Source organism: Bacillus sp. L_1B0_5 (assembly GCF_000836715.1).
Taxonomy (GTDB): domain Bacteria; phylum Bacillota; class Bacilli; order Bacillales; family Bacillaceae_G; genus Bacillus_A; species Bacillus_A thuringiensis_S.
This window is the reverse complement of the sequence record NZ_JXIS01000046.1, coordinates 90530-116724: the sequence shown is the minus strand read 5'-3', so window position 1 is coordinate 116724 and position 26195 is coordinate 90530. Positions and strand designations below refer to the sequence as shown.

Genomic DNA, 26195 nt, shown 5'->3' with positions numbered 1-26195 from the left:
AAAATTAAAAAACCGCCAATTGGCGGTTTTTTAATTTACCTTTTGCTCATTTTCCATTTCCCATAACTTTTCAAAAAATGGCTGTCCTTTTACGAGACGCTCGCATAATTGTTCATGTTTCTCAGACCAGCCAGCTTTCGCTTCATCATACAGTCTAGCCCAAATATCCTCGAACTCCATATGTTGAACCGTTCCATATGCTGATGGATCCCACTCTGTGTACCAATAGCGAATCTCTGCTGTATTTTTCGTTGTATGTAATTGATCTAACGCCATAAATAATAATTGTTTTAGCTGTCGTTCTTTACGAGTCAAGCCATTCATAATGAAAGGCGATGGTGATAAAATGTGGTGTTCTTTTTCTGTTTCTTCTACTTGGAACTCATACTTTTCTGCTTGTACGTTTTCTACCATCTCATATACCATCTGCTCTTGGCGTGGTATAAGTCTGCTTTTGCGAATTGGTACATTGTAACCAATTGTGTCAATCGCAATAATTCCTTTTCCATCTGTAACAACAAAGCAATACTCTTGCTGCAAACGTTCATGATTTTTACGAATATAAGCCTTATGATGTACGTCTTCCAGCATTTTTTGCGGAAGCTCTAACAATTCGTTCTCGATGTAATGATATAATGTGGCATCTACTTTTAATAATGGCACTTGATCTAATAGCTCAATCGTATCATCTTTCCGCCATTCGTAAAAATGACAAACGTTATACCCATTCTCTTCACCTTCAAACCAATTTACCCATACATCATGTAGATATAACATTCACTACCCCTCACTTCACTACTGTTTGTACCAATCATTATGTTCATTTTTGCTTAACTTTATTCCACTTAAGGAAATATATTCTAATTATTATTTTTTCTTCTATTAATACTAAAAAAAACAGGAAATCAAGCTCCTGTTTTTTTATATATGAAATGTATTTGCTTTATTCAATATTTCTTTTGCATCTATAGATAATAAAGAAAGTGTATCTTCTCCTTCCAAAGTTACACAATCTTTGACAATATGAAATCCAAGCGCATAGCCAAGCATCTTCGGATAAGAGTGAAATCCATTTAATAAGATGTCATGTTCCCTTGTTCCTCGTTTTATACTTATTCTTTCATGTACAACATTTTTCCAATAATAAATAGCCTCTTCTTTTGAAAGATACGCCGTCCACGGTGCATTGTTTTTTTCTGAATATCTTTCCGTCACTGCTTGCTCAGCTAGCCCTTCCATAATCATCGTATCAAGTAATGTATATTCTGTTTCTTTCGTCTCAATTTGATGTAACCTACATATGTGATGATATTCATGCGCCAATAACACTTTTAATTCTTCTACCGAATTCCGTCCACATACGAATAAGAAAATAACATGACGCATAGATAATCCAGCCCTACCGTTATACTCTTCTTGCACAGTTCGATTATAGGAATCTGATAATAAAATAAAGACAGGGACATCCGGACCCTTCAACCAATTTTTCAATTTATCATACTCCAGGCTCAACTCTTTCCAAATTTCCTTTTCCTCTAATTCTTTAATTTCCTTTTCCCCACGCATGACCGGACGATACATCCCTTTTGAAATTAAAAAGCGATACAACCTTTCTTTTGGCAACGGAATATACTTCGTAAATTTCTCACAAAGTTTTTCTGGCCGTCCATAATATAAATGTAGCCATTCAGCTGTTTCAATAACCCCCATCTTTATCCCTCCTTTTTTCTTATGTATATGCTACAGGAGAAAAAGACGTAAAAATAAATAAGGAGTTTTTTCGCAATATATTGCGGAAAAACTCCTTATTTCATCTATTATTTATACGATTTAAATACTAACACTGCGTTATGACCACCGAATCCTAATGAGTTACTTAATACTGCATTTACTTCTTGATGTCTCGCTTGATTCGGTACGTAATCTAAGTCACATTCTGGATCTGGTGTCTCATAGTTAATTGTTGGAGGAATTACTCCGTCTGTAATTGATTTAATAGAGAAAATCGCTTCAACAGCACCAGCTGCTCCTAATAAGTGACCTGTCATTGATTTCGTTGAGCTAATTGCTACTTTATACGCGTGCTCACCGAAAGTTTCTTTAATTGCCATCGTTTCATATTTTTCATTCGCATCCGTACTTGTACCATGCGCATTAATGTAATCAATATCTTCTGGCTGTAGGCCTGCATCAGCTAAGGCTTGACGCATTGCACGCACTCCGCCTTCACCACCAGGAGCAGGCATTGTAATATGGAACGCATCTCCAGTTGCACCATAACCAGCAATTTCCGCGTAAATGTGAGCACCGCGTGCTAATGCGTGCTCTAATTCTTCAAGAATTAGAATCCCTGAACCTTCACCCATTACGAAACCGCTACGGTTTTTATCAAATGGACGGCAAGCCGTTGCTGGGTCTTCATTAAATGTTAATGCTTTCGCTGAGCTAAATCCTGCGAATGCCATACTTGTTAGCGGTGCTTCTGCTCCGCCTGTAATCATTGCATCAGCATCACCACGCTGAATTGCTTTAAATGCATCACCAATTGAGTTTGCACCAGATGCACAAGCCGTTACAGAACAAGTGTTAATTCCTTTTGCTCCTGTTGCGATTGATACTTGACCTGCTGCCATATCTGGAATCATCATTGGCACGAAGAATGGGCTCACGCGGCGCGGGCCTTTCTCAGTAAAAATCTTAAATTGTTCTTCGTATGTTTCCATACCGCCAATACCAGATCCAATCCATACACCAATTCGAGGTCCGTTTTCTTCTGTAATTTCAAGCTTTGCATCTGCAACTGCCATTTTCGCTGCTGCTACTGCATATTGTGTAAAGCGGTCCATACGGCGCGCTTCTTTTTTATCAATATATTTCTCGACTTCAAAGTCGTTAATTTCCGCTGCTACTTTTGCTGGAAATAGTTCTGGATCAATTCTTGTAAGTCGCCCGATTCCAGATACACCCTTTTTAATGTTTTCCCATGCTGTTTCAACATCTGTTCCGACCGGTGTAACAGCTCCTAGTCCTGTAATTACGACCCTCTTTTTTTCCATACAAAATACACTCCTTTTTTCTCTCAGTCCTTATTTACCCCAACGAAGAGCGACTGCTCCCCATGTTAATCCGCCGCCAAAACCAACAAGTATAATTAAATCACCGTCTTGAATACGTCCGTTTTGCAATTCCTCTACCATTGCAATCGGAATTGAAGAAGCTGATGTATTACCGAACTTCTCAATTGTCATACTCATTTTTTCTTGTGGTAAATTTAACCTCTCTCTTGCAGATTCCATAATACGAATGTTTGCTTGATGCGGTACTAAGAAATCTACATCTTCTTTCGTAAGACCAGCTTTATCTAAAACGCGAAGACAAGAATCACCAAGTTGACGAACGGCAAATTTAAACACTTCTCTGCCATTCATCATAACATACTCGTCTTGATAAAGGTGCTTGCCGCCACTTCCGTCTGCTCCTAATTCAAAAGATAGAACGCCTTTACCTTCTGAAACAGCTCCCATTACGATAGCACCGGCTCCGTCTCCAAATAGTACTGCTGTATTTCGATCGTTCCAGTCTACAATTTTAGATAGTTTATCACTACCAACTACTAATACATTTTTATAAGTTCCTGTTTGAATAAATTGCTGCGCTGTAATCATTCCGTACATAAAGCCAGCACATGCTGCACTTAAATCCATTGCAGCTGCATGTTTCGCTCCTATTGCTTCTTGAATTACACAAGCAACTGCTGGAAAAGCACGATCTGGTGTTACTGTCGCTACTAAAATCAGATCGATATCCTCTCCGTTAATTCCTGCATCTTCAAGTGCTTTTTTAGAAGCCTCTACGGCCATATATGAAGTATCTATTGTATCATCGGCAATGCGTCTTTCTGCAATTCCCGTTCTCGTACGAATCCATTCATCGGATGTTTCCATTATTTTCTCTAAATCGTGATTTGTGACTACTTTTTCTGGCACATATCTTCCGATCCCTAAAATGCCCACGTTCACATCGCAGCCCTCCGTTTTATATCAATTATTATGACTTGGTACTAATTTTAAAACATAAATGTATTTTTGTCTAGAATATATTTCGCATAAAACAGAAAGCTAACGCATTATCCACTTTATTTTTCATTAAAAGAAACAGAATCATACCTTTTCGTATTTCATTCCAAATAAAAAGGCCCGAACCGCTTCTACTCACGATTCGAGCCTCTCCTCCATCAAAAAAGACGGATTTTATTCTTTATCTGCTTTCCCAAGCTCATAAGCTTCGTTCATAACTTTCATTAACAACTCTAACACCGGCTGTGCCTTCTCCATATCAAGTGCAATTCCGTTATCATCTAAAATTGCCTTTGCTTCTGGTAAATGCTTCATTGCGATTTGTAAAAACTGCATGCTTTTTTCGTTCATATTATACTCTTCCTCTCCATTAAAACTTTCACATACAATAGTGTAACACGCGTGCTACTCTTCGTATAACTCTTTATATTTTTTCATGTGTGCCAGTTGCTTATTTAAACCGTATTCTAACGGAGTATTTCTTTTTATCGAAATGACTTCAATAGCCTCATCTCTTATTTCATTATTATTTTTATTTACTTTATCATCCGCGCGTAAAAGATTCATACCTTTTTCCCATAATGACTGTTTACCACTAAGTAAATTGTATATACCAAGATGCGCCCCGTTCGTTCCATTCTCCCATAAGTATTCACATACATCTTCAATGTAAAGCAAATCACTTCCTTTTTCCTCACTCGTACAACGGCACTCTTTCTCGTCTAATTCTGATAAAATGAGCTGATGATACATCATAAAGGATGGTTGCCACGGTCCATATAATGTAGGAACTCGAAATACACTATATTTTAAATTCCCTTTTTTCAATCCTTCTTCTACTTTCAAAAATAGGCGCTTATTTTCGGATTCACCTGTACTACTTACTTCAATAGAAGAAATTAAATTTAACTTCACTTTTTGTTCTTCACACATTCTTATAATTCGCTTTAAATATTGTAATATGACTCTTTCATTCCGAAATCCACATTGCTGATTTGGCTCATATAAGCAAAAGTAGACAGTATCGAATCTCTCTTCCTCTACCGATCTCCATCCATCTTCATCTCTTATCGAATAATACGTAAATAACGCATTTCGCCCAATTAACAATAACTTCTCTTCATTAATTTTGGTCATACTATCGAATTCATCAAAATCAAGACCATACACTTCTACTTCTTCTGCGATCATTTTATTCACAAGGTGATAACCTACAAACGTAAGTGCACCTATTATCAGCACGCGTTCCATACCACCAACCCTTTCCCTCTGAAGCAAATAGCTCCTCATTTATGTATATGGGAGCTTCACAATTCTTCTTCATATTTTTTAAAGAAATCGGTCGTTTGCCTAACCATTTTATATTTCACATCTTGCAGATGGAACAAGACAGAAGTATCACATTGATTTAATTGCCTCATTTTCTCATATTTACGCAACTGTTGTTTTCTTCCTCTTTTTTCTTGCGTTGATACAAAAATTTTAACAGGTACACAAGATGGAAGAAGCGTAAATGATTTCTTATTTATTTTTAATTCTAATCCTTCTTCTTTGGAATCATACGCCAAACTTAATTCCTTCACGAGTCTCTTGTAAAAAAACTTATGCTCTTTCTCAAAACTCACATATTCTGGTAAATCTAAACACGGATTTAACATAACAACAGAACGAATACATTCAGGATATTTGTTCATCATTTCAAGTGCCACAAGCGCTCCCATACCATCTGCCATAATGTGCATTTTCGCATTTAACGTCTCTTTTCTCAAAACAACATCATATAAACGTTTTGCCAGACGAACAGATTGATCGTTTCCCCAATGTCTTCCGTATAAATTAGAGGAAAAGACCGTGTAGCCTTGCTCAATAAGACCATGTAAGAAATAAGATTTACCCGCATGTTGCGTCCATAAACTTGTACCATTCTCAATAAAGTAGTTATAATCACCGAGGAGCATAACAGAAAATCCATTTGGCTTCTCCGGTAAATAAATAACACATGGTTCTTTTTCTAAGTAAAAAAAACGTTCCGTAATACTCATTTTTCCCCCGCCTTATTTTCTAAACATATAAAACCACTCTTTTATAATGTATGAACGGAATGCAAATTTGCGTTGAAAAATCTACAAATATTTTTCTATATTCTTTTTTCAATTGTGTTACAATAAGGACAGATTGAACGAATAGAGGTGTAAAATATGCGTTTCATTTGGGCATTAATTTGGTCGTTCTTACTTGTACATATGATGAGCTATGTAATCGGCTCTATGACTGGCGGTACATACGACTTTAACCAAGCGTCTATTTTCTCAGTTGTTCTTGCTGTATTAGTACTAGCAATTTCAGCTGCAATTCCAAACGAGCCAGTAGAACAACACTAAAAAAAGAGTCCGGATTTTATCCGAACTCTTTTTATTTTTATTTCACATGAACGACTAATTCGTTATTTTCTACATCAACAACTACGTGACAATTGTCAGTAATTGTTCCTGCAATTAATTCTCTTGCTAATTTCGTTTCCACTTGACGTTGTACGTATCGTTTTAACGGACGAGCTCCGTACATTGGGTCGAAACCAGCTTCTACAACAAATTCTTTTGCTGCATCTGTTAATTCTACTGTAATGTGACGGTCAGCTAGACGACCTTGTAATTCTTTTACAATTTTATCAACAATGCCTTTAATTTCATTCGTTGTAAGAGGTTTGAATAAAATAATTTCATCAACACGGTTTAAAAATTCAGGGCGGAAATGTCCTCTTAATTGCCCCATTACAAGGTCTCTTGATTCCTCTTTAATCGAACCATCTTCTTCTAATCCATCTAGTAAATGAGCAGATCCAATATTTGAAGTCATAATAATAACTGTGTTTTTAAAGTCCACTGTACGACCTTGCGAATCTGTAATGCGTCCATCATCTAACATTTGTAATAAAATATTGAATACTTCTGGATGTGCTTTTTCAATTTCATCTAATAAAATAACGGAATATGGTTTACGTCTTACCGCTTCTGTTAATTGACCGCCTTCTTCATATCCTACATATCCAGGAGGTGCACCAATTAGGCGTGACACTGCGTGTTTCTCCATATACTCAGACATGTCAATACGAATCATTTGCTCTTCACTATCGAATAAAGACTGCGCTAACGTTTTTGCAAGTTCTGTTTTACCAACACCCGTAGGGCCTAAGAAAATGAAGGAACCAATTGGACGATTCGGGTCTTTAATACCAGCGCGAGCACGAAGAACCGCGTCTGATACTAAGCTTACTGCTTCCTCTTGTCCGATGACACGCTCTGATAAGATTTGCTCTAAGCGTAGTAATTTCTCGCGTTCTCCTTCAACAAGTTTAGCAACAGGAATACCAGTCCAGCGTGAAACAATATCTGCAATTTCTTCTTCACTTACTTCCTCACGTAATAAACGATTTTCTTGTTTATTATGCGCGCCCATTTCTTCCGCTTCTTTTAATTCTTTTTCGATTGCAGGAATTTTCCCGTGACGAAGTTCGGCTGCTTTATTTAAATCGTAATTACCTTCTGCTTCTTCTAATTCACGGCGCAAACGTTCTAAATGTTCACGTAAGTCACGAACTTTGTGAATGTCTTCTTTTTCTTTCTCCCATTTCGCTCTCATACCACTTGCAACTTCTTTTAAATCCGATAATTCACGTTGCAATGTTTTTAGGCGCTCTTGGCTACCACGATCCGTTTCTTTTCCAAGAGCTGCTTCCTCAATTTCTAACTGCATAATACGACGCGTTACTTCATCTAATTCTGTCGGCATAGAATCAATTTCTGTACGAATTGTTGCGCATGCTTCGTCAACAAGGTCAATTGCTTTATCCGGTAAGAAGCGATCTGAAATATATCGATCTGATAAAACTGACGCTGCTACAATCGCTCGGTCATGAATATTTACACCGTGATAAATTTCAAAGCGTTCTTTTAATCCACGTAAAATTGAGATTGTATCTTCAACAGTTGGTTCTTCTGCTAATACTTGTTGGAAACGTCTTTCTAGCGCTGGATCTTTTTCAATATATTTACGATATTCATCTAACGTTGTCGCCCCGATACAATGCAGTTCACCACGCGCAAGCATCGGTTTTAACATATTCCCTGCATCCATTGCACCTTCTGTTTTACCAGCACCAACAATTGTATGAAGTTCATCAATGAATAATAAAATGCGTCCTTCACTCTTTTTAATTTCATTTAATACAGCTTGCAGACGCTCTTCGAACTCACCACGGAATTTCGCACCAGCTACGAGCGCACTCATATCTAACGCAAAAATCGTTCTATCTTTCAATCCTTCAGGTACATCCTTTTTCACAATACGCTGTGCTAATCCTTCAACGATTGCTGTTTTACCAACACCTGGCTCCCCAATTAAAACAGGATTGTTTTTCGTTTTACGTGAAAGAATGCGGATAACGCGTCGAATTTCACTATCTCGGCCGATAACAGGATCAATTTTCCCGGCTCTCACTTCTGCCACTAAATCACGGCCATATTTTTCTAACGCTTCATAAGTTGCTTCTGGATTTTGACTAGTCACTCTTTGATTCCCCCGAACTGTCATTAAAGACTGTAATAAGTTATCTTTCGTAATATGCAATGTTGTAAATAATTGATTTATATCGCCTTTTTCTTCAGAAAAAGCAAGCAATACATGTTCTACTGAAATGTAATCATCCTGCAGTTTTTCTGCTTCTTTCCCTGCTCTTACAAGCAGTTGTTGCAGAGCGCTCGTTACATACAATTTTCCAACTTCTGCACCGCTTCCCGTTACAGAAGGTTTCTTTTTAATTAAGCTTTCAGCACCTTGCTTTAACGCTTCTATATCAACATTCATTTTTTGAAATATACGTACCGCTAATCCATCTTGCTCTTCTAATAATGCAAGTAATAGATGAACAGTATCCACCTCTTGGTGATGATGAGATACCGCTAAAGATTGGGCACTCATAATCGCCTCTTGTGTTTTTGTTGTCATTTGATTTAAGTCCATCTTTACAGCCCTCCAAAAGTTTGACTTTCTTTGACCTTTGATTTGATTATACGCCAACTGACTTTTTTATACAATAATTTTGCCTATGTATTTTCAAACTTATTATTGGAAAAAGAAAACAGGAACATTCATTACGCTGCTCAAAACAGTGCGGTAAATGAAATTATAATGTGTCATGACAAAAAAGCCGCAATAAAGATTGCGGCTTCTGTTACGGTTTTCTTTTATATGTCCACTGACGGTTATGATTCGTATTATCTGGAAACTTTTCACCGGCAGTTAATTGTACCATTTGCGGATTTTTCACCATACTTCCCGTTTCACCAATTTCTACATAAACCCCATCATTTGGCGCTTTTTGTCCAGAACGAAACCTGCGATTTTGTCCCATTTTCATTCTCCTTCCATGACGTCTTTGCCTCATTAGTATATCCATTTTAAAAGAAAGCTTTTCTGTCATGTTTAGGAAACAGTACTACATCTCGTTCTTGTACATATATATGAATGACACAAGCGTAAGCAGGGATTTCTTTCCTACTTGTAGAAAAAAAAGAAACCAACCTACTCTAGGCTAGTTTCAAAGGAGAGTCAAACATATACGAGAAGATTACATGTTCATTATAAGTCTCATCACACGGGCAATGTAACCCTTTTCACAATTTGTACATAATGAAAGAAACATTGTTTGAACTTTCTAAAAAGATGTTGACTTTTCTTAATTTCCAACGAGAAATAGTAGACACCGCAGCACTTTGAGACGTAAGATGGATATATAGTGAAATTTTCATCTATGGTCATTTCACCAGGTCTAACCTCTTATTTCTGCATATTAAAGACGGAAATACAGATAGAAATAAAAAAATTATTATAAGAGGTGAAATTATGAACAAACAACATTTAATCGCATTAGACTTAGACGGCACTTTATTAACAGACAACAAAATAATTTCCACTCGAACGAAACATACAATTGCAAAAGCAAAGGAACAAGGACACGTTGTCGTTATTTCAACAGGACGTCCATTCCGCGCTAGTTATGATTACTATAAAGAACTCGGTCTGAATACACCTATCGTAAACTTTAACGGTGCGTACGTACACCATCCTCTTGATTCAAAATGGGGTATACATCACTCCCCTCTTGAGCTAGCAACAGCGCAAGAAATTGTACGAGCTTGCTTTGATTTCGGCGTGAAAAATATATACGCTGAAGTTATGGACGATGTGTATGTTCGTGAAATTGATGAAGATAAAAAACATATTTTCGAATTCGGATCTCCTAAGATTTTTACAGGAGACTTATTAAATATTTTAAACGATCATCCAACCTGCTTATTAATTGATGCACATGACGAGCATTCCACTGCAATTCGTCAACATTTAACGGATATGCACGCGGAAGTAATCGACCATAGAAAATGGGGCGCACCTTGGCCGATTATTGAGATTGTGAAAAGCGGATTAAATAAAGCGGTTGGATTACAAAAAATTTCTAGTCATTACAACATTCCACAAGAGCGAATTATCGCTTTCGGTGATGAGGATAATGATTTTGAAATGATTGAATTTGCTGGTCACGGCATCGCAATGGGAAATGCCATACCTGAATTAAAATCACTCGCAAACCATACGACGTTAACGAATGAAGAAGATGGTATTGCTTTATATTTAGAAGAGGTTCTTGGGTTGTAATCTAAAAATTCCCTACTTATAGTTTCCTGCCAAATGTCCATACTATAAGTAGACGCATGAGACATCGCGTCGATTGTTTTCAGCTAAATAAAGGGGGTTTTTCAAATGGGTAAAAAGAACAAATCAAAACGTTTTATCCAACAAGGAGCCGATGCTGTTATGAAGCATGATGCAAGATTCCCGTACAGAGGTACATTAGCTGAGGCAGAAAAGGCAAGAAGTAACTCTTCTTTTGGAGGGGTTTAAATGGGGAACTTACTATTCCAACAAGCTAGAGATGCTGTTGAAAATGCCGTATCTTGTTCAAGCGGTACTGAGCAACAAGATCTCGTGTATAGAGCAAAAAATGCTTTGCAATCCGCTTACGCAAACTCTTCAACTGCTGAAAAAGTTCAGCTCCGTGAAATGCAAGAGCAATTGCAAAACATTACGAATGTACATTAAAAAAGAGGACCAACTTTGGTCCTCTTTAATCTTTCCGAAACAATCCGAACACCCCAACTGTTTGCAGTATATTTGTAAATGCACTTGGGTCCACTTGTTTAATAATCCTCTCTAATTCGTATAACTCATAACGAGTAATAACCATCATTAACATTTCTTTATTTTCATTCGTATAAGCACCTGTTGCTGGTATCGTTGTAATCCCTCTTACTAATCGCGAGTGAATCGCCTTTCTTACGTTCGCCCCATTCTTCGTAACAATTAATGCTGTAATCTTTACATGACGAGTATGAATCGCATCAATAATTCTCGTTGATACATATAAAGTCACTAACGTATATAACGCTTTTTCCCATCCATATACATAGCCAGCAGCGATAATGATAATTGCATTAAAAAAGAAAAAGTATGTACCGACAGGCTTATCTTTTATTTTCGATAAAATCATGGCGATAATATCTAATCCACCTGTAGAAGCACCCCACTTTAAAGCAATCCCTACTCCAATTGCCGAAATAATCCCGCCAAAAATCGCATTTAATATGATATCATTCGAAACCGCTCTAACAGGGATGATTTCTAGAAACAAAGTCATAAATATAACACAAAGAAAACTAAAAAAGGTGAAGGCCTTTCCAACCTTTTTCCACGCTAAAATAACGACAGGAATATTAAATAAGCTAAACAATACTCCTGTAGATATGTGAATCGATAAAAAATCACCTAATATTTGTGATAATAATTGAGACAATCCAGCAAAGCCACTCGCATACACTTTCGCTGGCGTTAAAAATAAATTCATCCCAATCGCGTTTAATAAACCTGCGATGATTACAACGATTAACTTCTTTATAAGTTCAGTATAATTCAACTTCAAATCCATTTCGAATCCACCTTTACCCTTCATAAATGCACCGCTATACATAGTCTTTACGAAAAAGGAAATGATAAACGTACAACGTTTAGAAATGGAGTTGATACATATGCCACATACGAGTGATAACGACAAAAAAGCACGCGATAATAATGCAAAACGCACACAAAAAAATGAGCAAGAACAAAAAAATATTCAGCAAGGTAAACGTGCATACTCTAAAAAGACCGATCACCTTTGATTCCATCGTACATCAACAATTATGTTGATGTACTTTTTTACATTTTAAAGGAAAAAAACATTAAAAATTCACTTCATGTTCACTTCTATATTCTACAATAGCGATAACATATTCGGATGAGGTGTTGGCATGAGAGGGAAACATATTTTCATTATTACTGCACTAATAAGTATATTGATGCTATCTGCTTGCGGACAAAAAAACGGATCAGCTACAGTGGCCACAGCAACAGACTCGACTGTTACGAAGGACGACTTCGAAAAACAATTGAAAGATCGTTACGGAAAAGACATGCTATACGAAATGATGGCACAAGACGTCATCACAAAAAAATATAAAGTACCTGATGAAGAGGTAAATAAAGAAGTAGAAAAAGTAAAAAAACAATATGGAGATCAATTCAAAAAAGTATTAGAAAACAATCGTTTAAAAGATGAAGAGGATTTCAAAAATCAAATTAAGTTCAAACTTGCTATGAATGAAGCGATTAAGAAAAGCATTACAGAAAAAGACGTAAAAGACCACTATAAGCCAGAAATTAAAGCGAGTCACATTTTAGTAAGTGACGAAAATGAAGCGAAAGAAATAAAGAGTAAACTAGATGCTGGTGCTTCATTTGAAGAATTAGCAAAACAAGAATCACAAGATCTACTATCAAAAGATAAAGGTGGAGACCTTGGATACTTCAATTCAGGTACAATGGCTCCTGAATTCGAAAGCGCTGCCTACAAACTAAATGTTGGACAAATTAGCAATCCCGTAAAATCATCAAACGGTTATCACGTTATTAAATTAACTGATAAAAAAGCTTTAAAGCCTTATGATGAAGTAAAAAACTCTATTCGCAAAAACTTAGAGGAAGAACGTACTGCTGATCCTACATTCAGCCAAAAATTGTTACAAGATGAATTAAAAAAGGCAAATATTAAAATAAATGATAGTGATTTGAAAGATACATTTACTCTTGTTTCACCGCAAGGAAATTAAAAAAAGCACAACCTTATCTTTTTACATAAGGTTGTGCTTTTTAATCTTTCATCAATATTTTCAACTGTTTCTTCAAGCTTTTATAATGCCAATTGATGTGATCTAATTCTATCTCCACTTCAATTAACGCATCTATTAAGTCTTCTTTAGAATGTTTAGAATTAATAATATTTTCAAGCATTTTTTCAAACCTTTCAGCACTCTCATATATATCATGTAAATCAACTGCTGCTATTTCGCGTTCTTTTTCAAGGGATAATACTGAGAGACTCTTTATTAATTGTTCCAGTACATTATCTTGCATTTTCGTACCTCTCTTTCGATATCTCATCTATTCTCTCTCGATCACTTGTAACTAAAAGTATACAAAATACATCAGAAACTATTAAAACATTTCCAGTTTCATGTTATTACACCAAGGGAAAAAATCAATAATCCTGAAATGTAGGCCAAACTTATTTACATATTGTTAATTTTTTTGTGATCCCCGCAATCATACAACTTTTATTGATAAGTTCTCTATCATAAGAAATTATAAGATATACGGCATTATAAAATTTCATATGCTCACCTCTTTGTCAAAGCGTATTACACTCACTTTCGTTTGATAATTCAGATATCTACTTCCAGATAACCTCTAAATATTAGGGCATTCATTCAAGCACATTGCTTATTATCATACTTCCAATTACCTATAAAGTTTCTATTTCACGGATGCTCTCTAGTTTCTTTATATTCATCAATAATATACCCTGAATAAGTAGTAGCCTGCCTCTCATATCCAATTCTCGTTAGTTTTATATCATTAATCCATTGGAAATAATGCGTTAGTTCATGCGCAATAGTAAACAAATATCCTCCCAAAGCATCATCTTTTCCTCTTTTCTCTAGCTCATCACAATAATCTCCTGTCGAAATACGAATATACGGCTCATCATTCCGATTAAATGGTTCAAAGAAAGTACCATAGACCAACTCACCATCCATCGCCTTTATTTTATATGAAGATTTTACATAAATAGGTACTCTAATCGGGAAAAAATATTCTCGGCGTATCCATTTGCAAAACTCTTTAATAGCTCTTCTCACTTCAGGATCAACATCTTTATCGAATTTTAATCGTAGTCCCATGCGATGACTCTTCTCTTCTAAATTATAATATTTCCGCCAATTTGTTAGTGTCCAAATATGCATATAATCATCCTAATTATTTTATATTTTTAATACTGTCAGCGTTGTAAAAATTCAAAACATAGTGTAAAAGCTATCAAGATTTTATACATAAAGTGAAACTTTAATCAGTGAGGATCTTACTGCCCGGTGAATAGCGGGATAAACAGTACAAACACTGCGATAAATCTCTTATGTTCTTATGTTCTTATGTTCTTATGTTCTTATATTCTTTCATCCTTTTTAATGAATCACATAAGAAATACTACAATCAAAATCTTACTTAAAAAACTATATAATAATTAACCATATATTTTTAAAATTTTATAACATACCTCTTCTATAACTTTAGCTTCCATCCTGCCTACTTCTTTCAATGTTTACCTTATAGAGCGAATACATTATTAAAAATAAAAAGAACTATCCCTTCTCTTAAAAATTCAGAGAAAGAATAGTTCTTTTTTCATTTACTTTATTTTTTAAAGTAAGTCCAACCTTCTTCTTGGTAAACTTTTTCTTCTTTCATCAACTTACCAAGTGCGCGCTTAAATGCAGCTTTACTCATGTTAAAGCGTTCTTTAATATCTTCTGGATGGCTCTTATCCCAAAACGGCATTGCTCCGCCTCGTTCTTCCATATATGCATAAATTACTGCCGCATCGTCTTCCATTCCTTCTTCTTTACGAGGAAGAAGTGAAATGTTAATTGTACCATCATCTTTCACGTCAATAATACGGCCCGTTACACGCTCCCCGATGCGGACTTGTTCTTTTCTTTCTGTATGGTGTAAGAAAGCACGGAAATGCTCATCAGTTAGTACGAATGAACCAACTTGAAGCGAACGATATACACGTCCATTTACGTTTTTATTACGCATAGATGGCGTTGCATCTACGATAATTTCTTGCATATCACTGTCTCTTGCCGGAAGAGCAATTAAACGATCACGATTCGTTAATTTTAACGTACAATATAATTCGTCGCCTACTTCTGGCCATACTGGCATATAAATCGGGAACTCATCAGCTGGAATTAGTATATCTTTTGATACACCAATATCAACAAACACACCTAAACTAGGAATGACTTCTACAACCTTTACCCAGTTCCAATCATACGTTGTAATAATTGGCTCCTTCATTGTTGCTGAAATACGATTTTGGTGATCAAGGTATAAGAATACATCAATCGTATCGCCTTCTTCAATTTCTCCAGCTACTTCGTTTTTATGTAGGAAAATTTCTTCTTCTTCATTCCCAACCATATATCCAATTTCCGTTTCGCGTAAAACAGTTACCTGTTCAATCGATCCTATTTGCAAATACATATTTTTTAATTCCCTTCTATATATATAAAATTATCTTTTTTATCATTCCAAACAAAAGTTAATTATAACATGATTTTTCCTGTATTTGTCCAACTGCCCAAAATTCACTATAATAAAGTGAGGTTACATGAATATAAGTATGAAAACACTTAAGTCTAGACTCGTTTTCAGCTATACTTTAGTATGTACAGTACATAACAAGATTAGAAATTTATTTGGAGGTGCTAACTATGGCAAAAGATAGTTCTTTTGACATCGTTTCGAAAGTAGAATTACCTGAAGTAACAAACGCAATTAATATCGCATTAAAAGAAATCCAAAACCGATATGACTTTAAAGGAAGTAAAAGTGATATTAAATTAGAAAAAGAAGTACTAGTTTTAACTTCTGACGACGAGTTCAAATTAGACCAAGTAAAAGACGTTTTAATTTCTAAACTTGTAAAACGTAACGTTCCAATTAAGAACTTAGATTACGGAAAAGTTGAAGCTGCAACTGGCAACACTGTTCGCCAACGCGCAACACTTCAACAAGGTATCGATAAAGATAACGCTAAAAAAATTAACAACATCATTAAAGAAATGAAATTAAAAGTAAAAACACAAGTACAAGACGATCAAGTACGTGTTACAGCGAAAAGCCGTGATGACTTACAAGCCGTAATCGCAGCTGTTCGTAGCGCTGATTTACCAATCGACGTACAGTTCATTAACTACCGCTAAAAAGAAAACTCCTCTTAATTAGAGGAGTTTTCTTTTTAGCCTTGTAGAGACAATATTACAAGAACAAACCATAGAAAAAGGGTATATGCGGTAAAAATTGCTAAGTAAATTGAAAATAAGGAAAAGACACCTTAAGACGTTTTCCCTTCGATTTGAATTAATTTTCTTAGTAATTACATCCTAGGCCAAAGTCATCTTAAAAATTGCTATAACTCATAATTCCTCTCCTCGCCAAAACGTAACAATTTATGAGTATAAGAATATTTCCCAACCTTTAATGTAATGTAAAATTAATAAGTATTTTAAAAAATGTTAATTAAAAAAGAGTTAGAAGTGGTTATTTGAAGAAATTAATATTATGGTTTTTATTGGCCACATTCTCCCTAAATACTGTAGGATGTTCTAATAATACGAATACACTAACGGATAAGTCTAACTGTATCAACAAAGCTTGGTACAAAAAAAATATGTCATGTAATCATTTAAAAAACATTAAATAGTTAATGATAAAGGTCATAAAAAAAAGACACCTCAAAGTGCCTTCCTCCGACTTGAACCATCTCAATTTTAACAATATTTGGATGGAATTAAAAAGAAGCATAAATTGTTAATAAAGATGCAGACTTCAAAATAAAAAGTACACTAAGTAAACTCTTATTCAAAAATTTATATTAAACACTAATATTTTAGAAACAAGTTTATAAGTATAAAACCTACAGGGATTTCCCCTGTAGGTTTTATTATATCTCAAGTGATTTTCAAATGTATTATGAATGACTTTTTTCAGTTTGGTTTTCAAAATATTTTTCTTTAACCACTTTTATCAGATTTTCTTTTTCTGTTAGTTCAAATATAAATAATGCTTTTTTCATGTTATTTGCAATATCTTCTTCATCCTGTTGTTTAAATCTTAATAAATTACATCCTTTTAAATAGTACAGTTCACCTAATAAGTATAAAGTATTTAGATTAATAGCTAATTTGATGCCCTTATCAATGTATTTTACCGCTTCTTCATATTGATAGGTCATACCTAAACATTTCGCTAAATTAAAAATGATTTTTAATTTAATCGCTTTATCTCTCGGAAAATCTAACTTATTAAAATTAGTTAAACATCTTCCTAATATAGTAATACTTTTATCATATTCTTTATTTTCCGCATAAAATATAGACATTGTCTGCATAATATCTATTTCTCTTTCTGATAAAAAATCAACATTGGTTAAAGTTAGTTTTAATGCATTATTTAAAAGCTTTAAAGCAGTTTTTATAGATTTGTTCACCTCAAATACAGCAATTGCTTCATGCCATAGGAGAAATTGTTTATCTTCTTTTGCCTGAAAATTTTTTTCATCTTTCTCTTTTTTCACGATTTCATAAAGTTCTTTATATTGTTTTTGCTTTAAGCAATCTTTTATTACACATTTTACATTTTCTACATATTTTAACTTTTTGTTTTGAGTTAATGCAAATATATTATTTGGGTCAATACCAAGTCTTTCTGATAATTGATATAACAATATACTAGATGGATAAATCATACCTTTTTCTATTTTGCTAATTTGACTTTGCGAACATATTCCATGACATAATTCGGATTGTGATATATTTTTTTTAATTCTAAGCTCTTTAATGGTAATACCCAAATCGTAAAATTCCATTTTCCCACCTACTATTTAGCACTATATTAGTATAAGAGTATTCTCTAACTTTTAATGTAATGTAAAATTAATATAGTTGCAATTATTGTTTGTTTCAAAGGTCTTTCTCTATCCGTATTGACACAAAACAGGCTAGGAAGAAGACTTTCTCCCTAACCTGGCCCCACCGAACAAACTTACAAATCCAATAAGAAGACATGAACATAGAGCGAGTAACTTCTCATCTCATCTACGTTTCCTTTTAACTGCAATTAAAAACGCAATAAATAATACATTCACCCCAACGATTAAGGAGATAAATAACCAATTCACACCTGTTTCTCCGTTAACTTTATACACATTTGATTCTTCACGCTTTAAAACGAGATAAAACTTTCCGTTTTCTTCTCTTATAATTTCATCTTCTAACAATCCTCTTAACTCTTGTTTTTCACCAATCGCACTTGCAGGTAAGGAGACTTTTTGTGTTTCTTTCGTATTATTAATTGCTACTAAAGTTACTTCATCTTTATATTTTCGTTTTAGTATACTCATCCCGCTCTTATCATACAGTAGCTCAAACGTACCGCGTCGTAAAGACGGTCTCGCTTGTCTAAGTTCACCTAGTTTTGTTATGTGCTGCATAAATTTTTCATCTGATTTGAAATCCATTAATCGTCTATTATCGGGTACACTTCCTCCATCTAATGCAATTTCAGTTCCGTAATAAAAATTCGGAATTCCAGGTGATGTTAACAAATATGTAAGCGCCAGTTTTAAACGTGATGGCGGATAATACATATTTTCTTTTGCAATACGAGCATATCTTTTTGTATCTTGGTTATCTAAAAATATAATGGATTCCCCGTCTTTTTTACTCACATCATATAAAGGTTTCACCGATACATCCGCTTTAGAAAACGATTCTACTATTTTTTCGTTATACTCACTATCTTCCTCTGTCATAATACGAAAATCTTTCTTTATTGCTTGCATGTCTTTTTGTACGCCATCCCAAAAAGCATCCGATTTTTTTTCACTATGTATCACATAACTACCATCTAAATCAACTTCTTTGACCCACCATTTCAACGCGTCGATGACTTGCTGTTCGTTTCCCCCAAGTGGAAATTGAAGTACAACTTTCATTCCTTTTGCGTGCGCTTTTTGGATAAGTTCTTTCACATCATTTTCTGTTCCGAAATGTTCATTTACCTTTTGAAAATTTCGCACATCTAACCCATCATACGTTCCACTTTCAAAAAGCGGAGAAAGCATAACAGCGGTAAAACCCATTTCTTTTATGTAATCCAGTCTTTTTATAATCCCTCTTATATCTCCACCCTGATACCCTTCCAAATTGCCAACTTCTAACTGTTTGTCATTTTTCGGTTCTCCATTATTGAAGCGATCAATCATAATGGAATAGATAACTTCGTCTCGCCACTCTCTTTTTTCGTCTGCAAAAGTATGTATTGGTACAAACAAAACAAAAGCTAAGCAAAAATAAATGAATAGTTTCCTAGTCCGTATTTTTCCCACACGCATCCCCCAAGTTTTTTAATTGTAAGAATATTATACCAATTTTCTGAATGAAACGCATATGTCGATTTCAAGCCTCACAAAATAATACATGTTAGGTTTTCTGACATTATGTATATAATTTTCTGAATTTTTAGTTGATTTTTAGTTTAATTTCGAATATGATATGAAACATAACAAAACGATGTTATTTTTTCTAACATTACAGGAGGAGAGCTCATGAATATGGGAGATACGGTTTTTATGTTTGTAACGACAGTAATGGTCATGTTAATGACACCAGGATTGGCACTTTTTTATGGAGGTATGGTTCGCAGCAAAAATGTACTCAGTACAACGATGCATAGTTATAGCGCAATGGCTATCGTTTCGATTCAATGGATTGTTATCGGCTATTCTTTATCATTCGGACCAGATTGGCACGGGATTATCGGTACACTTGATTGGTTCGGGCTAAACGGAGTTACCTACGCACCAAATCCAGACTACTCATCTACTATTCCTCACAATTTATTCATGATGTTTCAACTCATGTTCGCCATTTTAACTCCAGCTTTAATTTCAGGTGCATTCGCTGAAAGAATGCGATTTTCTGCCTTTCTTATTTTTATCCTTCTATGGACAACGATCGTTTACAATCCTGTCGCTCATTGGGTATGGGGCGTCGGCGGGTGGCTAAGGGAACTTGGGGCACTAGACTTCGCTGGCGGAAACGTCGTTCACATCACTTCCGGAGTTGCTGGTCTTGTATTAGCTATTTTCCTTGGAAAACGAAAAAACATAAATGGTTCTTCTCCTCACCATTTGCCATTTACAATGTTAGGCGCAGGCTTATTATGGTTTGGCTGGTTCGGTTTTAACGTCGGCAGCGCATTATCCTTAAACGACGTAGCTTTAACTGCATTTATTAATACAAATATAGCCGCTGCTGCCTCCGCTCTAACTTGGATGCTTTCTGAATGGTTCTTCCAATCAAAACCGACCGCGATGGGAGCTGCTTGCGGAGTTGTTTCTGGTCTAGTCGCTATTACACCAGCTTGCGGGTTCGTTACACCTTTCTCCGCCCTTCTTATCGGAGCAATTGGTGGTATATTATGCTTTGGCGCCGTTTTCTTCTTAAAAACAAAATTCGGGTATGACGATACACTTGATGCCTTTGGATGCCACGGCATCGGAGGAACTTGGGGCGGTATTGCAACAGGACTATTTGCAACTACTACCATAAACGGAGATGGTGCAAACGGATTATTTTACGGAAATTCCGCTTTACTGTTTAAACAATTTATAGCGATCGGTGCAACATATGCATTCACGATCATCATGACGTATGCCATTATTAAAGCGATTAACTTCTTCCTCCCTGTTCGGGTTGATGAGCACCAGGAACACATGGGACTTGATATTTCGATGCATGGCGAGAAGGCTTATGAACATGCAGAACGAGTAAACTAAAAAAGAGATGCAATCTATTAGTAATAGATTGCATCTCTTTTTTGCGTACTAGGCAACATACCCCACCTAGTATAAATGTAAATATATCATCGGTTTTTTGGATATATCAACGATTTTTCAAATATATCGATTGTTTCTTTCAATATATCAACGGTTCGACACAACATATCGATTTACAAACAAATTCCGACATAATTTACAAGCAAAATACCCCACATAACTTTATACAAAAAAGACGACCGAAACCCGGTCGTCTTTCCCTATTTATTTCGGAGCATTTCCTACATATTGCGTAATATCAACATTTAATGCCTGCGCTAAACGCATACCGTATTCTTGATCTGCACGGAAGAAGTTACAAACAGCTAGTAATTTCGTGCGTTCATTTACGTCTTTTAAGTCATTTGTTAAGTTTGCAATTAAGTTATCTTGCTCTTCTTTAGAGAATGAACGGTAACGCTCACCTGCTTGTTTAAAGTCATTTGGTTTCTCGATTTTTTCACGAGATACATAACCTTCTACTTTCATAGTTGAATCGCGGTAAGCCTTATCTTCAACTGGATTTTCAGTATGACGGCTCGGTTCGTAGTTAATTGTAGATGGATTTTGATTCATTTGCATCGCGCCATCACGTTGTTGGTTGTTAACAGCTGCGTACGGGCAGTTTACTGGAATTTGTAAATAATTTGCCCCCAGACGGTAACGCTGTGTATCTGGATAAGAGAATAAACGACCTTGTAATAATTTATCTTCAGATGGTTCAATACCATTTACAGTTGCACTTGGAGAGAACGCCACTTGCTCTACTTCTGCGAAGAAGTTTTTCGGGTTACGATTTAACGTCATCGTCCCTACTTCAATTAATGGGAAGCGATCTTCTGGCCATACTTTCGTTGGGTCTAATGGATCGAAATCTAAAGAATCCGTTTCTTCTAGTTGCATCACTTGTACGTGTAAATCCCACTTCGGATAATTTCCTTTTTCAATTGCATCGAACAAGTCACGAGTTGCATGGTTGAAGTCTTTTCCTTGTACTTCTTGCACTTCTTTTGCGCTTAAGTTACGTACACTTTGCTGTGGTTTCCAGTGATATTTAATGTAGACAATTTTACCTTCTTCATTAATCCATTTAAATGAATGGACACCGAAACCTTCCATTTCGCGATAGCTTGCTGGTGTACCGTAATCAGAAAATACCCATGTCATCATATGTGTAGATTCTGGAGTTAACGTCATGAAATCCCAATAACGATCTGGCGTTTGAATATTTGTATCCGGTGCTGGTTTTAAAGAATGAACCATATCAGGGAATTTAATTGCATCACGAATGAAGAAAACTGGTAAATGATTACCTACGATATCGTAGTTTCCTTCTTCTGTATAAAATTTAACAGCGAACCCACGTGGGTCACGTGCTGTTTCAGGAGAACCTTGACCATGAATAACCGTTGAAAAACGAACAAATACAGGCGTTTCAGTTCCTTCATTTTGTAAAAATGCTGCTTTCGTATATTGCTTCATACTATTTCTCGTTACGAATACACCGTGAGCACCTGCACCACGTGCATGCACAACACGCTCCGGAATACGTTCACGATCAAAGTGCGCAAGTTTTTCTACTAAATGATAGTCTTCTAATAATACCGGTCCACGACGACCAGCTGTACGAGAATTTTGGTTGTCTCCAACTGGAGCACCTTGGTTTGTTGTTAAGCGATTATTTGGATTCATCTAGGGGGATCCTCCTCTTTCTTTCATAGTAATTATTATTTATTTAAAATTATTATAAACTAATTATTATTCAAAACTAAATCTTTGTCAACTATTTCCTTCACTTTTTCGGAAACAATTTCAGCCAAACAGTCGATAAATGCAGATTGTGCATTTGGCATATTCGGTCTAAAATATTTGGCATTTAATTCATCAGTTACAACTTTACACTCATAATCGTTGTCATATAAAACTTCTAAATGCTCCGCCACAAAACCAACTGGACAATATATGAAAGATTCATACCCATGCTCTTCATATAAATCTTTCGTTAAATCTTGCACATCTGGACCAATCCATGGATCTGGAGTATTCCCAGCACTTTGCCAACCAATTGTATAGTTTTGAATATTTGCAGCTTCTGCAATTAAATCTGCAGTATGCTTTAGTTGCTCTACATATGGGTCTCCTGCTGCAATAATTTTTTCTGGCAAACTATGCGCCGAAAAAATTACGACGGCTTTCTCTTTATTTATAATATTAGTAAACGTCTCTTTTATTTGATCTGCCCAATAAGAGATAAATTTTGGTTCGTCGTACCACTGCTCAATCGGTTCAATAACAGGACCTTTTATTTCTTTTGATAGGCAAATTGCGCGCTCATTATACGCTTTAATGCTAAAAGTCGAATAATGCGGCGCTAACACAATACTAATCGCCTGCTCAATTCCATCTCGCTTCATTTCCTCTACAGCATCTTCTATAAATGGCGCAGTATGTTTTAAACCTAAGTAACAAGTAAATTCATACTCTGTAAATATGTTATTCATTGAATCTGTTAATTTATGCGCCTGCTCTTTCGTAATTTTTGCAAGCGGCGAAATTCCACCAATCGCTTTATAGCGCCCAATTAAATCTTCAAGCGCTTCTTCTGACGGCTTACGCCCGTGACGGATATGTGTATAATATGCCTCTACATCGTCTAATGATTCTGGTGTTCCATACGCCATTACGAGTAAACCTATTTTTTTCTTTGTCATCTATATAACACCTCAATTTTATAAATGAGAATCCTTTTCAGAACGTTTGTTTCCAATTATAACAAGCAATAATAAGTACGTCAAAATAATAATTCTAATTAAGTATTATTTATAAGGTGATTTTGAATTTTATATGACAATTTCTTTAATAAAAAGCGACTTACATAATTGTAAGCCGCTTTTCCCTTATTCCTTAATATTTACCCCATATTCTTTAAACCAAACGTGAATTTGTGCTAAATGAGCTAAAAGCTGTGGCCCAGTCATCAATTGACCAAACCATGGTGTTTGAAATGCACTGCCACCAGACTGAATTAATCCGTTCAACTGCTCTTTATCAAACAATTCGTGTAAAATTGAACCTTTATCCATTAATAGATTTTGAAGCCATACTGTTACTGCTTTTGTATAGTGTGGATTGTGCGTTTTCGGATAAGGACTCTTCTTTCTATATAAGATGTCATGTGGAAGTACATCTTCTAACACTTTACGTAATAGACCTTTTTCGCGGTTTTTATACATTTTCATTTCCCAAGGAATATTCCACGCATATTCGACAAGGCGATGATCTGCAAATGGAACACGTACTTCTAAACTTGCCCCCATACTCATGCGGTCTTTTCTGTCTAATAATGTTGTCATAAACCATACCATATTTAAATAAAATAATTGGCGTCTTTTTGCTTCTAGTGGACTTTCTCCCTCTAAAATAGGAACTTCTTGAATCGACTCTTCATAGCGCCTTTGTACATATTGTTGTAAATTTAATTTATTTCTCCATTCTTTCTTTAGCAGTTGTTCACGTGCTTCTGTAGAGCGCATCCACGGAAAGGCACTCGATTGTAAATCATCTTCTCTATAAAACCACGGATATCCACCAAATATTTCATCTGCACATTCCCCAGATAAACCGACGACAAAATCTTGTTTAATTTCACGACAAAACCATAATAATGACGAATCGATATCTGCCATACCAGGCAAATCCCGAACGAGTACTGCTTCAGTTAAATACTCTGCTAATTTTTCATTCGAAATGACGCAGCGATGATGGGTTGTTTGAAATGTCTCAGTCATTAAATTAATAAACGGAGCATCTGAATTTGGCTGGAACGCATTCGCTTTAAAGTATTTGTCATTATCTTCGTAATCAACAGAATATGTGTGTAATTGCCCTTTTCCTGATCTCTCGTATTCTTTCGCTGCAATAGCTGTAATAGCGCTCGAATCTACACCACCTGATAAAAAAGTACATAGCGGTACATCAGAAACAAGCTGCCTTGTAATCGCATCTTGTAATAAAAAGCGTGTTTTCTCTACTGTTTCTTCAAAGGAATCTTCATGTTTTTTGCTTTCCACATTCCAATATCTCCATATGCATAAACCGTTCTTTGAAAATGTCATCGCATGACCTGGACGTAATTCTTTTATACCAGCATAAATACCATGACCAGGTGTCCTCGATGGTCCAAGACCGAATATTTCGGATAACCCTTCTAACGTTACTTCCGCCTTCACATCTGGATGAGCCAGTATCGCTTTTAACTCTGAACCAAATAGCAATCGCCCACTATCATATTTATAAAATAGCGGTTTTACACCTAGTCGATCTCGCGCAATAAATACTTGTTCTTTCTGTTCATCCCATACAGCAAACGCATATATACCGTTTAAATGATCGACACATTCTTCTTTCCATTCAATATAAGAAGCTAATAATACTTCTGTATCAGAATGACCTTTGAACGTATATCCTCTTCTTAATAATTCCTTTCGAATGTCTTCTGTGTTATAAAGTTCACCGTTATAGCAAATGGCGTAATTCGTTTCATCTTTTAAACAAGTCATCGGTTGCTTCCCGCCCTCAGGGTCAACAACGATTAATCGTTTATGCCCAAATGCGACATTGCCTTTAATCCAAACTTTATTATCATCCGGACCACGTTTTGCTAACGTCTCAGCCATTTTCGTAACGACATCTCTTTCTCCTTCTAATGAGCGTTTATAATCCACCCATCCTGTAATCCCGCACATATAAATCATCCTTCCATCTTATTTCTTTTCTTGAACGTGCAGTAATCCCCACCCTAAGAGTGCGGATCAAAAAATGAAAAACTTGACGATAACCTACTATCCACATATGGAATAGCATTCTCACTCAGTAAAACGTGTTTTATTGTATGCCCACCTATGTCTAGATGTGTCTAGTTATAAAGAATGCACGAACTGTCTATAACAGGAATAACTACTTTTCAT

General features: G+C 35.6%; 26 protein-coding genes. 8 read left to right on the top strand and 18 right to left on the bottom strand.

Annotation, left to right across the window (positions count from 1 at the left end):
• Nucleotides 1-30 precede the first annotated feature (30 nt).
• The 7 genes from RT27_RS15950 to RT27_RS15920 form a co-directional block, all read right to left on the bottom strand.
• Nucleotides 31-777, bottom strand: coding sequence for a YjbA family protein (locus tag RT27_RS15950; RefSeq protein WP_000966129.1), 747 nt, complete (start codon nt 775-777; stop codon nt 31-33).
• Nucleotides 778-921: 144 nt separating this feature from the next.
• A complete protein-coding gene (locus RT27_RS15945; protein WP_016082475.1) occupies nt 922-1710 on the bottom strand; it encodes a DUF2268 domain-containing putative Zn-dependent protease in 789 nt (262 codons plus the stop codon).
• A gap of 107 nt (nt 1711-1817) precedes the next feature.
• Complete coding sequence (gene fabF, locus RT27_RS15940) at nt 1818-3056, bottom strand: beta-ketoacyl-ACP synthase II (RefSeq protein WP_000412656.1); 1239 nt, start codon at nt 3054-3056, stop codon at nt 1818-1820.
• A 30-nt stretch (nt 3057-3086) separates the two neighbouring features.
• The gene (gene fabH, locus RT27_RS15935) at nt 3087-4019 is read right to left on the bottom strand and encodes a beta-ketoacyl-ACP synthase III (RefSeq protein ID WP_016082476.1); all 933 of its coding nucleotides are present in this window, start codon (nt 4017-4019) and stop codon (nt 3087-3089) included.
• Between the two features lie 231 nt (nt 4020-4250).
• On the bottom strand, nt 4251-4427 hold the full coding sequence (locus RT27_RS15930) for a ComZ family protein (protein ID WP_001986215.1): 177 nt from the start codon (nt 4425-4427) through the stop codon (nt 4251-4253).
• Between the two features lie 54 nt (nt 4428-4481).
• Complete coding sequence (locus RT27_RS15925; RefSeq protein WP_016082477.1) at nt 4482-5354, bottom strand: NAD(P)-dependent oxidoreductase; 873 nt, start codon at nt 5352-5354, stop codon at nt 4482-4484.
• Nucleotides 5355-5383: 29 nt separating this feature from the next.
• Nucleotides 5384-6118, bottom strand: coding sequence for a hydrolase (locus RT27_RS15920; RefSeq protein ID WP_043936631.1), 735 nt, complete (start codon nt 6116-6118; stop codon nt 5384-5386).
• 156 nt (nt 6119-6274) lie between these two features.
• Between RT27_RS15920 and RT27_RS15915 the strand changes: the two genes are divergently transcribed.
• On the top strand, nt 6275-6457 hold the full coding sequence (locus RT27_RS15915) for a YjzD family protein (protein WP_001211116.1): 183 nt from the start codon (nt 6275-6277) through the stop codon (nt 6455-6457).
• Nucleotides 6458-6494: 37 nt separating this feature from the next.
• On the opposite strand, the gene clpB is transcribed toward RT27_RS15915, so the two are convergent.
• On the bottom strand, nt 6495-9095 hold the full coding sequence (gene clpB / locus RT27_RS15910) for an ATP-dependent chaperone ClpB (protein ID WP_043936630.1): 2601 nt from the start codon (nt 9093-9095) through the stop codon (nt 6495-6497).
• Between the two features lie 211 nt (nt 9096-9306).
• On the bottom strand, nt 9307-9486 hold the full coding sequence (locus RT27_RS15905) for a YjzC family protein (RefSeq protein WP_016082481.1): 180 nt from the start codon (nt 9484-9486) through the stop codon (nt 9307-9309).
• Nucleotides 9487-9977: 491 nt separating this feature from the next.
• On the opposite strand from RT27_RS15905, the gene RT27_RS15900 reads away from it, so the two are divergent.
• From RT27_RS15900 to RT27_RS15890, 3 genes are all read left to right on the top strand, one after another.
• Nucleotides 9978-10787 carry a Cof-type HAD-IIB family hydrolase gene (locus tag RT27_RS15900; protein ID WP_043936629.1) on the top strand — a complete coding sequence of 270 codons (810 nt, stop codon included), beginning with the start codon at nt 9978-9980 and terminating at the stop codon, nt 10785-10787.
• Nucleotides 10788-10892: 105 nt separating this feature from the next.
• A complete protein-coding gene (locus RT27_RS15895) occupies nt 10893-11033 on the top strand; it encodes a hypothetical protein (protein WP_000516816.1) in 141 nt (46 codons plus the stop codon).
• Nucleotides 11034-11231, top strand: coding sequence for a DUF3813 domain-containing protein (locus tag RT27_RS15890; RefSeq protein WP_000527408.1), 198 nt, complete (start codon nt 11034-11036; stop codon nt 11229-11231).
• A 25-nt stretch (nt 11232-11256) separates the two neighbouring features.
• Here the strand turns inward: RT27_RS15890 and RT27_RS15885 are convergent, their stop codons facing one another.
• Nucleotides 11257-12114 (bottom strand): YitT family protein, encoded by an 858-nt coding sequence (locus RT27_RS15885; RefSeq protein ID WP_029442132.1) that lies wholly within the window; start codon nt 12112-12114, stop codon nt 11257-11259.
• A 100-nt stretch (nt 12115-12214) separates the two neighbouring features.
• On the opposite strand from RT27_RS15885, the gene RT27_RS33535 reads away from it, so the two are divergent.
• Together RT27_RS33535 and prsA are read left to right on the top strand one after the other, a co-directional pair.
• Complete coding sequence (locus tag RT27_RS33535; RefSeq protein ID WP_001120851.1) at nt 12215-12346, top strand: DUF3941 domain-containing protein; 132 nt, start codon at nt 12215-12217, stop codon at nt 12344-12346.
• Nucleotides 12347-12475: 129 nt separating this feature from the next.
• A complete protein-coding gene (gene prsA, locus RT27_RS15880; RefSeq protein ID WP_043936628.1) occupies nt 12476-13333 on the top strand; it encodes a peptidylprolyl isomerase PrsA in 858 nt (285 codons plus the stop codon).
• A gap of 40 nt (nt 13334-13373) precedes the next feature.
• Here prsA and RT27_RS15875 read toward each other — a convergent pair whose 3' ends face one another.
• The 3 genes from RT27_RS15875 to RT27_RS15865 form a co-directional block, all read right to left on the bottom strand.
• The gene (locus RT27_RS15875) at nt 13374-13637 is read right to left on the bottom strand and encodes a hypothetical protein (RefSeq protein ID WP_043936627.1); all 264 of its coding nucleotides are present in this window, start codon (nt 13635-13637) and stop codon (nt 13374-13376) included.
• A gap of 404 nt (nt 13638-14041) precedes the next feature.
• On the bottom strand, nt 14042-14527 hold the full coding sequence (locus tag RT27_RS15870; RefSeq protein ID WP_029442129.1) for a hypothetical protein: 486 nt from the start codon (nt 14525-14527) through the stop codon (nt 14042-14044).
• Nucleotides 14528-14975: 448 nt separating this feature from the next.
• Nucleotides 14976-15830: a S1-like domain-containing RNA-binding protein gene (locus RT27_RS15865; protein WP_000281261.1), complete on the bottom strand. Its 855-nt coding sequence runs from the start codon at nt 15828-15830 to the stop codon at nt 14976-14978.
• Nucleotides 15831-16060: 230 nt separating this feature from the next.
• On the opposite strand from RT27_RS15865, the gene RT27_RS15860 reads away from it, so the two are divergent.
• Nucleotides 16061-16552 carry a YajQ family cyclic di-GMP-binding protein gene (locus RT27_RS15860; RefSeq protein ID WP_001040146.1) on the top strand — a complete coding sequence of 164 codons (492 nt, stop codon included), beginning with the start codon at nt 16061-16063 and terminating at the stop codon, nt 16550-16552.
• Nucleotides 16553-17319: 767 nt separating this feature from the next.
• On the opposite strand, the gene RT27_RS15855 is transcribed toward RT27_RS15860, so the two are convergent.
• Complete coding sequence (locus RT27_RS15855; RefSeq protein WP_043936626.1) at nt 17320-18216, bottom strand: helix-turn-helix domain-containing protein; 897 nt, start codon at nt 18214-18216, stop codon at nt 17320-17322.
• Between the two features lie 225 nt (nt 18217-18441).
• A complete protein-coding gene (locus RT27_RS15850) occupies nt 18442-19737 on the bottom strand; it encodes an alpha-amylase family glycosyl hydrolase (RefSeq protein ID WP_043936625.1) in 1296 nt (431 codons plus the stop codon).
• A 219-nt stretch (nt 19738-19956) separates the two neighbouring features.
• Here RT27_RS15850 and RT27_RS15845 point away from each other — a divergent pair, with 219 nt between their 5' ends.
• Nucleotides 19957-21189: an ammonium transporter gene (locus RT27_RS15845; protein WP_043936624.1), complete on the top strand. Its 1233-nt coding sequence runs from the start codon at nt 19957-19959 to the stop codon at nt 21187-21189.
• 264 nt (nt 21190-21453) lie between these two features.
• Here RT27_RS15845 and katB read toward each other — a convergent pair whose 3' ends face one another.
• The 3 genes from katB to asnB all read right to left on the bottom strand — a co-directional run bounded on the left by katB (nt 21454) and on the right by asnB (nt 25973).
• A complete protein-coding gene (gene katB / locus RT27_RS15840) occupies nt 21454-22920 on the bottom strand; it encodes a catalase KatB (protein WP_043936623.1) in 1467 nt (488 codons plus the stop codon).
• A gap of 59 nt (nt 22921-22979) precedes the next feature.
• Nucleotides 22980-23939 carry a ferrochelatase gene (gene hemH / locus RT27_RS15835; protein WP_043936622.1) on the bottom strand — a complete coding sequence of 320 codons (960 nt, stop codon included), beginning with the start codon at nt 23937-23939 and terminating at the stop codon, nt 22980-22982.
• A gap of 186 nt (nt 23940-24125) precedes the next feature.
• Nucleotides 24126-25973, bottom strand: a complete 1848-nt coding sequence (gene asnB, locus RT27_RS15830) for an asparagine synthase (glutamine-hydrolyzing) (RefSeq protein ID WP_043936621.1) — start codon at nt 25971-25973, stop codon at nt 24126-24128.
• Nucleotides 25974-26195: the final 222 nt, after the last annotated feature.

Coding starts and splice junctions, on each gene's coding strand:
- RT27_RS15950 (WP_000966129.1), bottom strand. CDS start 777: ATGTTATATCTACATGATGTATGGGTAAATTGGTTTGAAGGTGAAGAG.
- RT27_RS15945 (WP_016082475.1), bottom strand. CDS start 1,710: ATGGGGGTTATTGAAACAGCTGAATGGCTACATTTATATTATGGACGG.
- fabF (WP_000412656.1), bottom strand. CDS start 3,056: ATGGAAAAAAAGAGGGTCGTAATTACAGGACTAGGAGCTGTTACACCG.
- RT27_RS15930 (WP_001986215.1), bottom strand. CDS start 4,427: ATGAACGAAAAAAGCATGCAGTTTTTACAAATCGCAATGAAGCATTTA.
- RT27_RS15920 (WP_043936631.1), bottom strand. CDS start 6,118: ATGAGTATTACGGAACGTTTTTTTTACTTAGAAAAAGAACCATGTGTT.
- RT27_RS15915 (WP_001211116.1), top strand. CDS start 6,275: ATGCGTTTCATTTGGGCATTAATTTGGTCGTTCTTACTTGTACATATG.
- clpB (WP_043936630.1), bottom strand. CDS start 9,095: ATGGACTTAAATCAAATGACAACAAAAACACAAGAGGCGATTATGAGT.
- RT27_RS15905 (WP_016082481.1), bottom strand. CDS start 9,486: ATGGGACAAAATCGCAGGTTTCGTTCTGGACAAAAAGCGCCAAATGAT.
- RT27_RS15900 (WP_043936629.1), top strand. CDS start 9,978: ATGAACAAACAACATTTAATCGCATTAGACTTAGACGGCACTTTATTA.
- RT27_RS15895 (WP_000516816.1), top strand. CDS start 10,893: ATGGGTAAAAAGAACAAATCAAAACGTTTTATCCAACAAGGAGCCGAT.
- RT27_RS15890 (WP_000527408.1), top strand. CDS start 11,034: ATGGGGAACTTACTATTCCAACAAGCTAGAGATGCTGTTGAAAATGCC.
- RT27_RS15885 (WP_029442132.1), bottom strand. CDS start 12,114: ATGGATTTGAAGTTGAATTATACTGAACTTATAAAGAAGTTAATCGTT.
- RT27_RS33535 (WP_001120851.1), top strand. CDS start 12,215: ATGCCACATACGAGTGATAACGACAAAAAAGCACGCGATAATAATGCA.
- prsA (WP_043936628.1), top strand. CDS start 12,476: ATGAGAGGGAAACATATTTTCATTATTACTGCACTAATAAGTATATTG.
- RT27_RS15875 (WP_043936627.1), bottom strand. CDS start 13,637: ATGCAAGATAATGTACTGGAACAATTAATAAAGAGTCTCTCAGTATTA.
- RT27_RS15870 (WP_029442129.1), bottom strand. CDS start 14,527: ATGCATATTTGGACACTAACAAATTGGCGGAAATATTATAATTTAGAA.
- RT27_RS15865 (WP_000281261.1), bottom strand. CDS start 15,830: ATGTATTTGCAAATAGGATCGATTGAACAGGTAACTGTTTTACGCGAA.
- RT27_RS15860 (WP_001040146.1), top strand. CDS start 16,061: ATGGCAAAAGATAGTTCTTTTGACATCGTTTCGAAAGTAGAATTACCT.
- RT27_RS15855 (WP_043936626.1), bottom strand. CDS start 18,216: ATGGAATTTTACGATTTGGGTATTACCATTAAAGAGCTTAGAATTAAA.
- RT27_RS15845 (WP_043936624.1), top strand. CDS start 19,957: ATGAATATGGGAGATACGGTTTTTATGTTTGTAACGACAGTAATGGTC.
- katB (WP_043936623.1), bottom strand. CDS start 22,920: ATGAATCCAAATAATCGCTTAACAACAAACCAAGGTGCTCCAGTTGGA.
- hemH (WP_043936622.1), bottom strand. CDS start 23,939: ATGACAAAGAAAAAAATAGGTTTACTCGTAATGGCGTATGGAACACCA.
- asnB (WP_043936621.1), bottom strand. CDS start 25,973: ATGTGCGGGATTACAGGATGGGTGGATTATAAACGCTCATTAGAAGGA.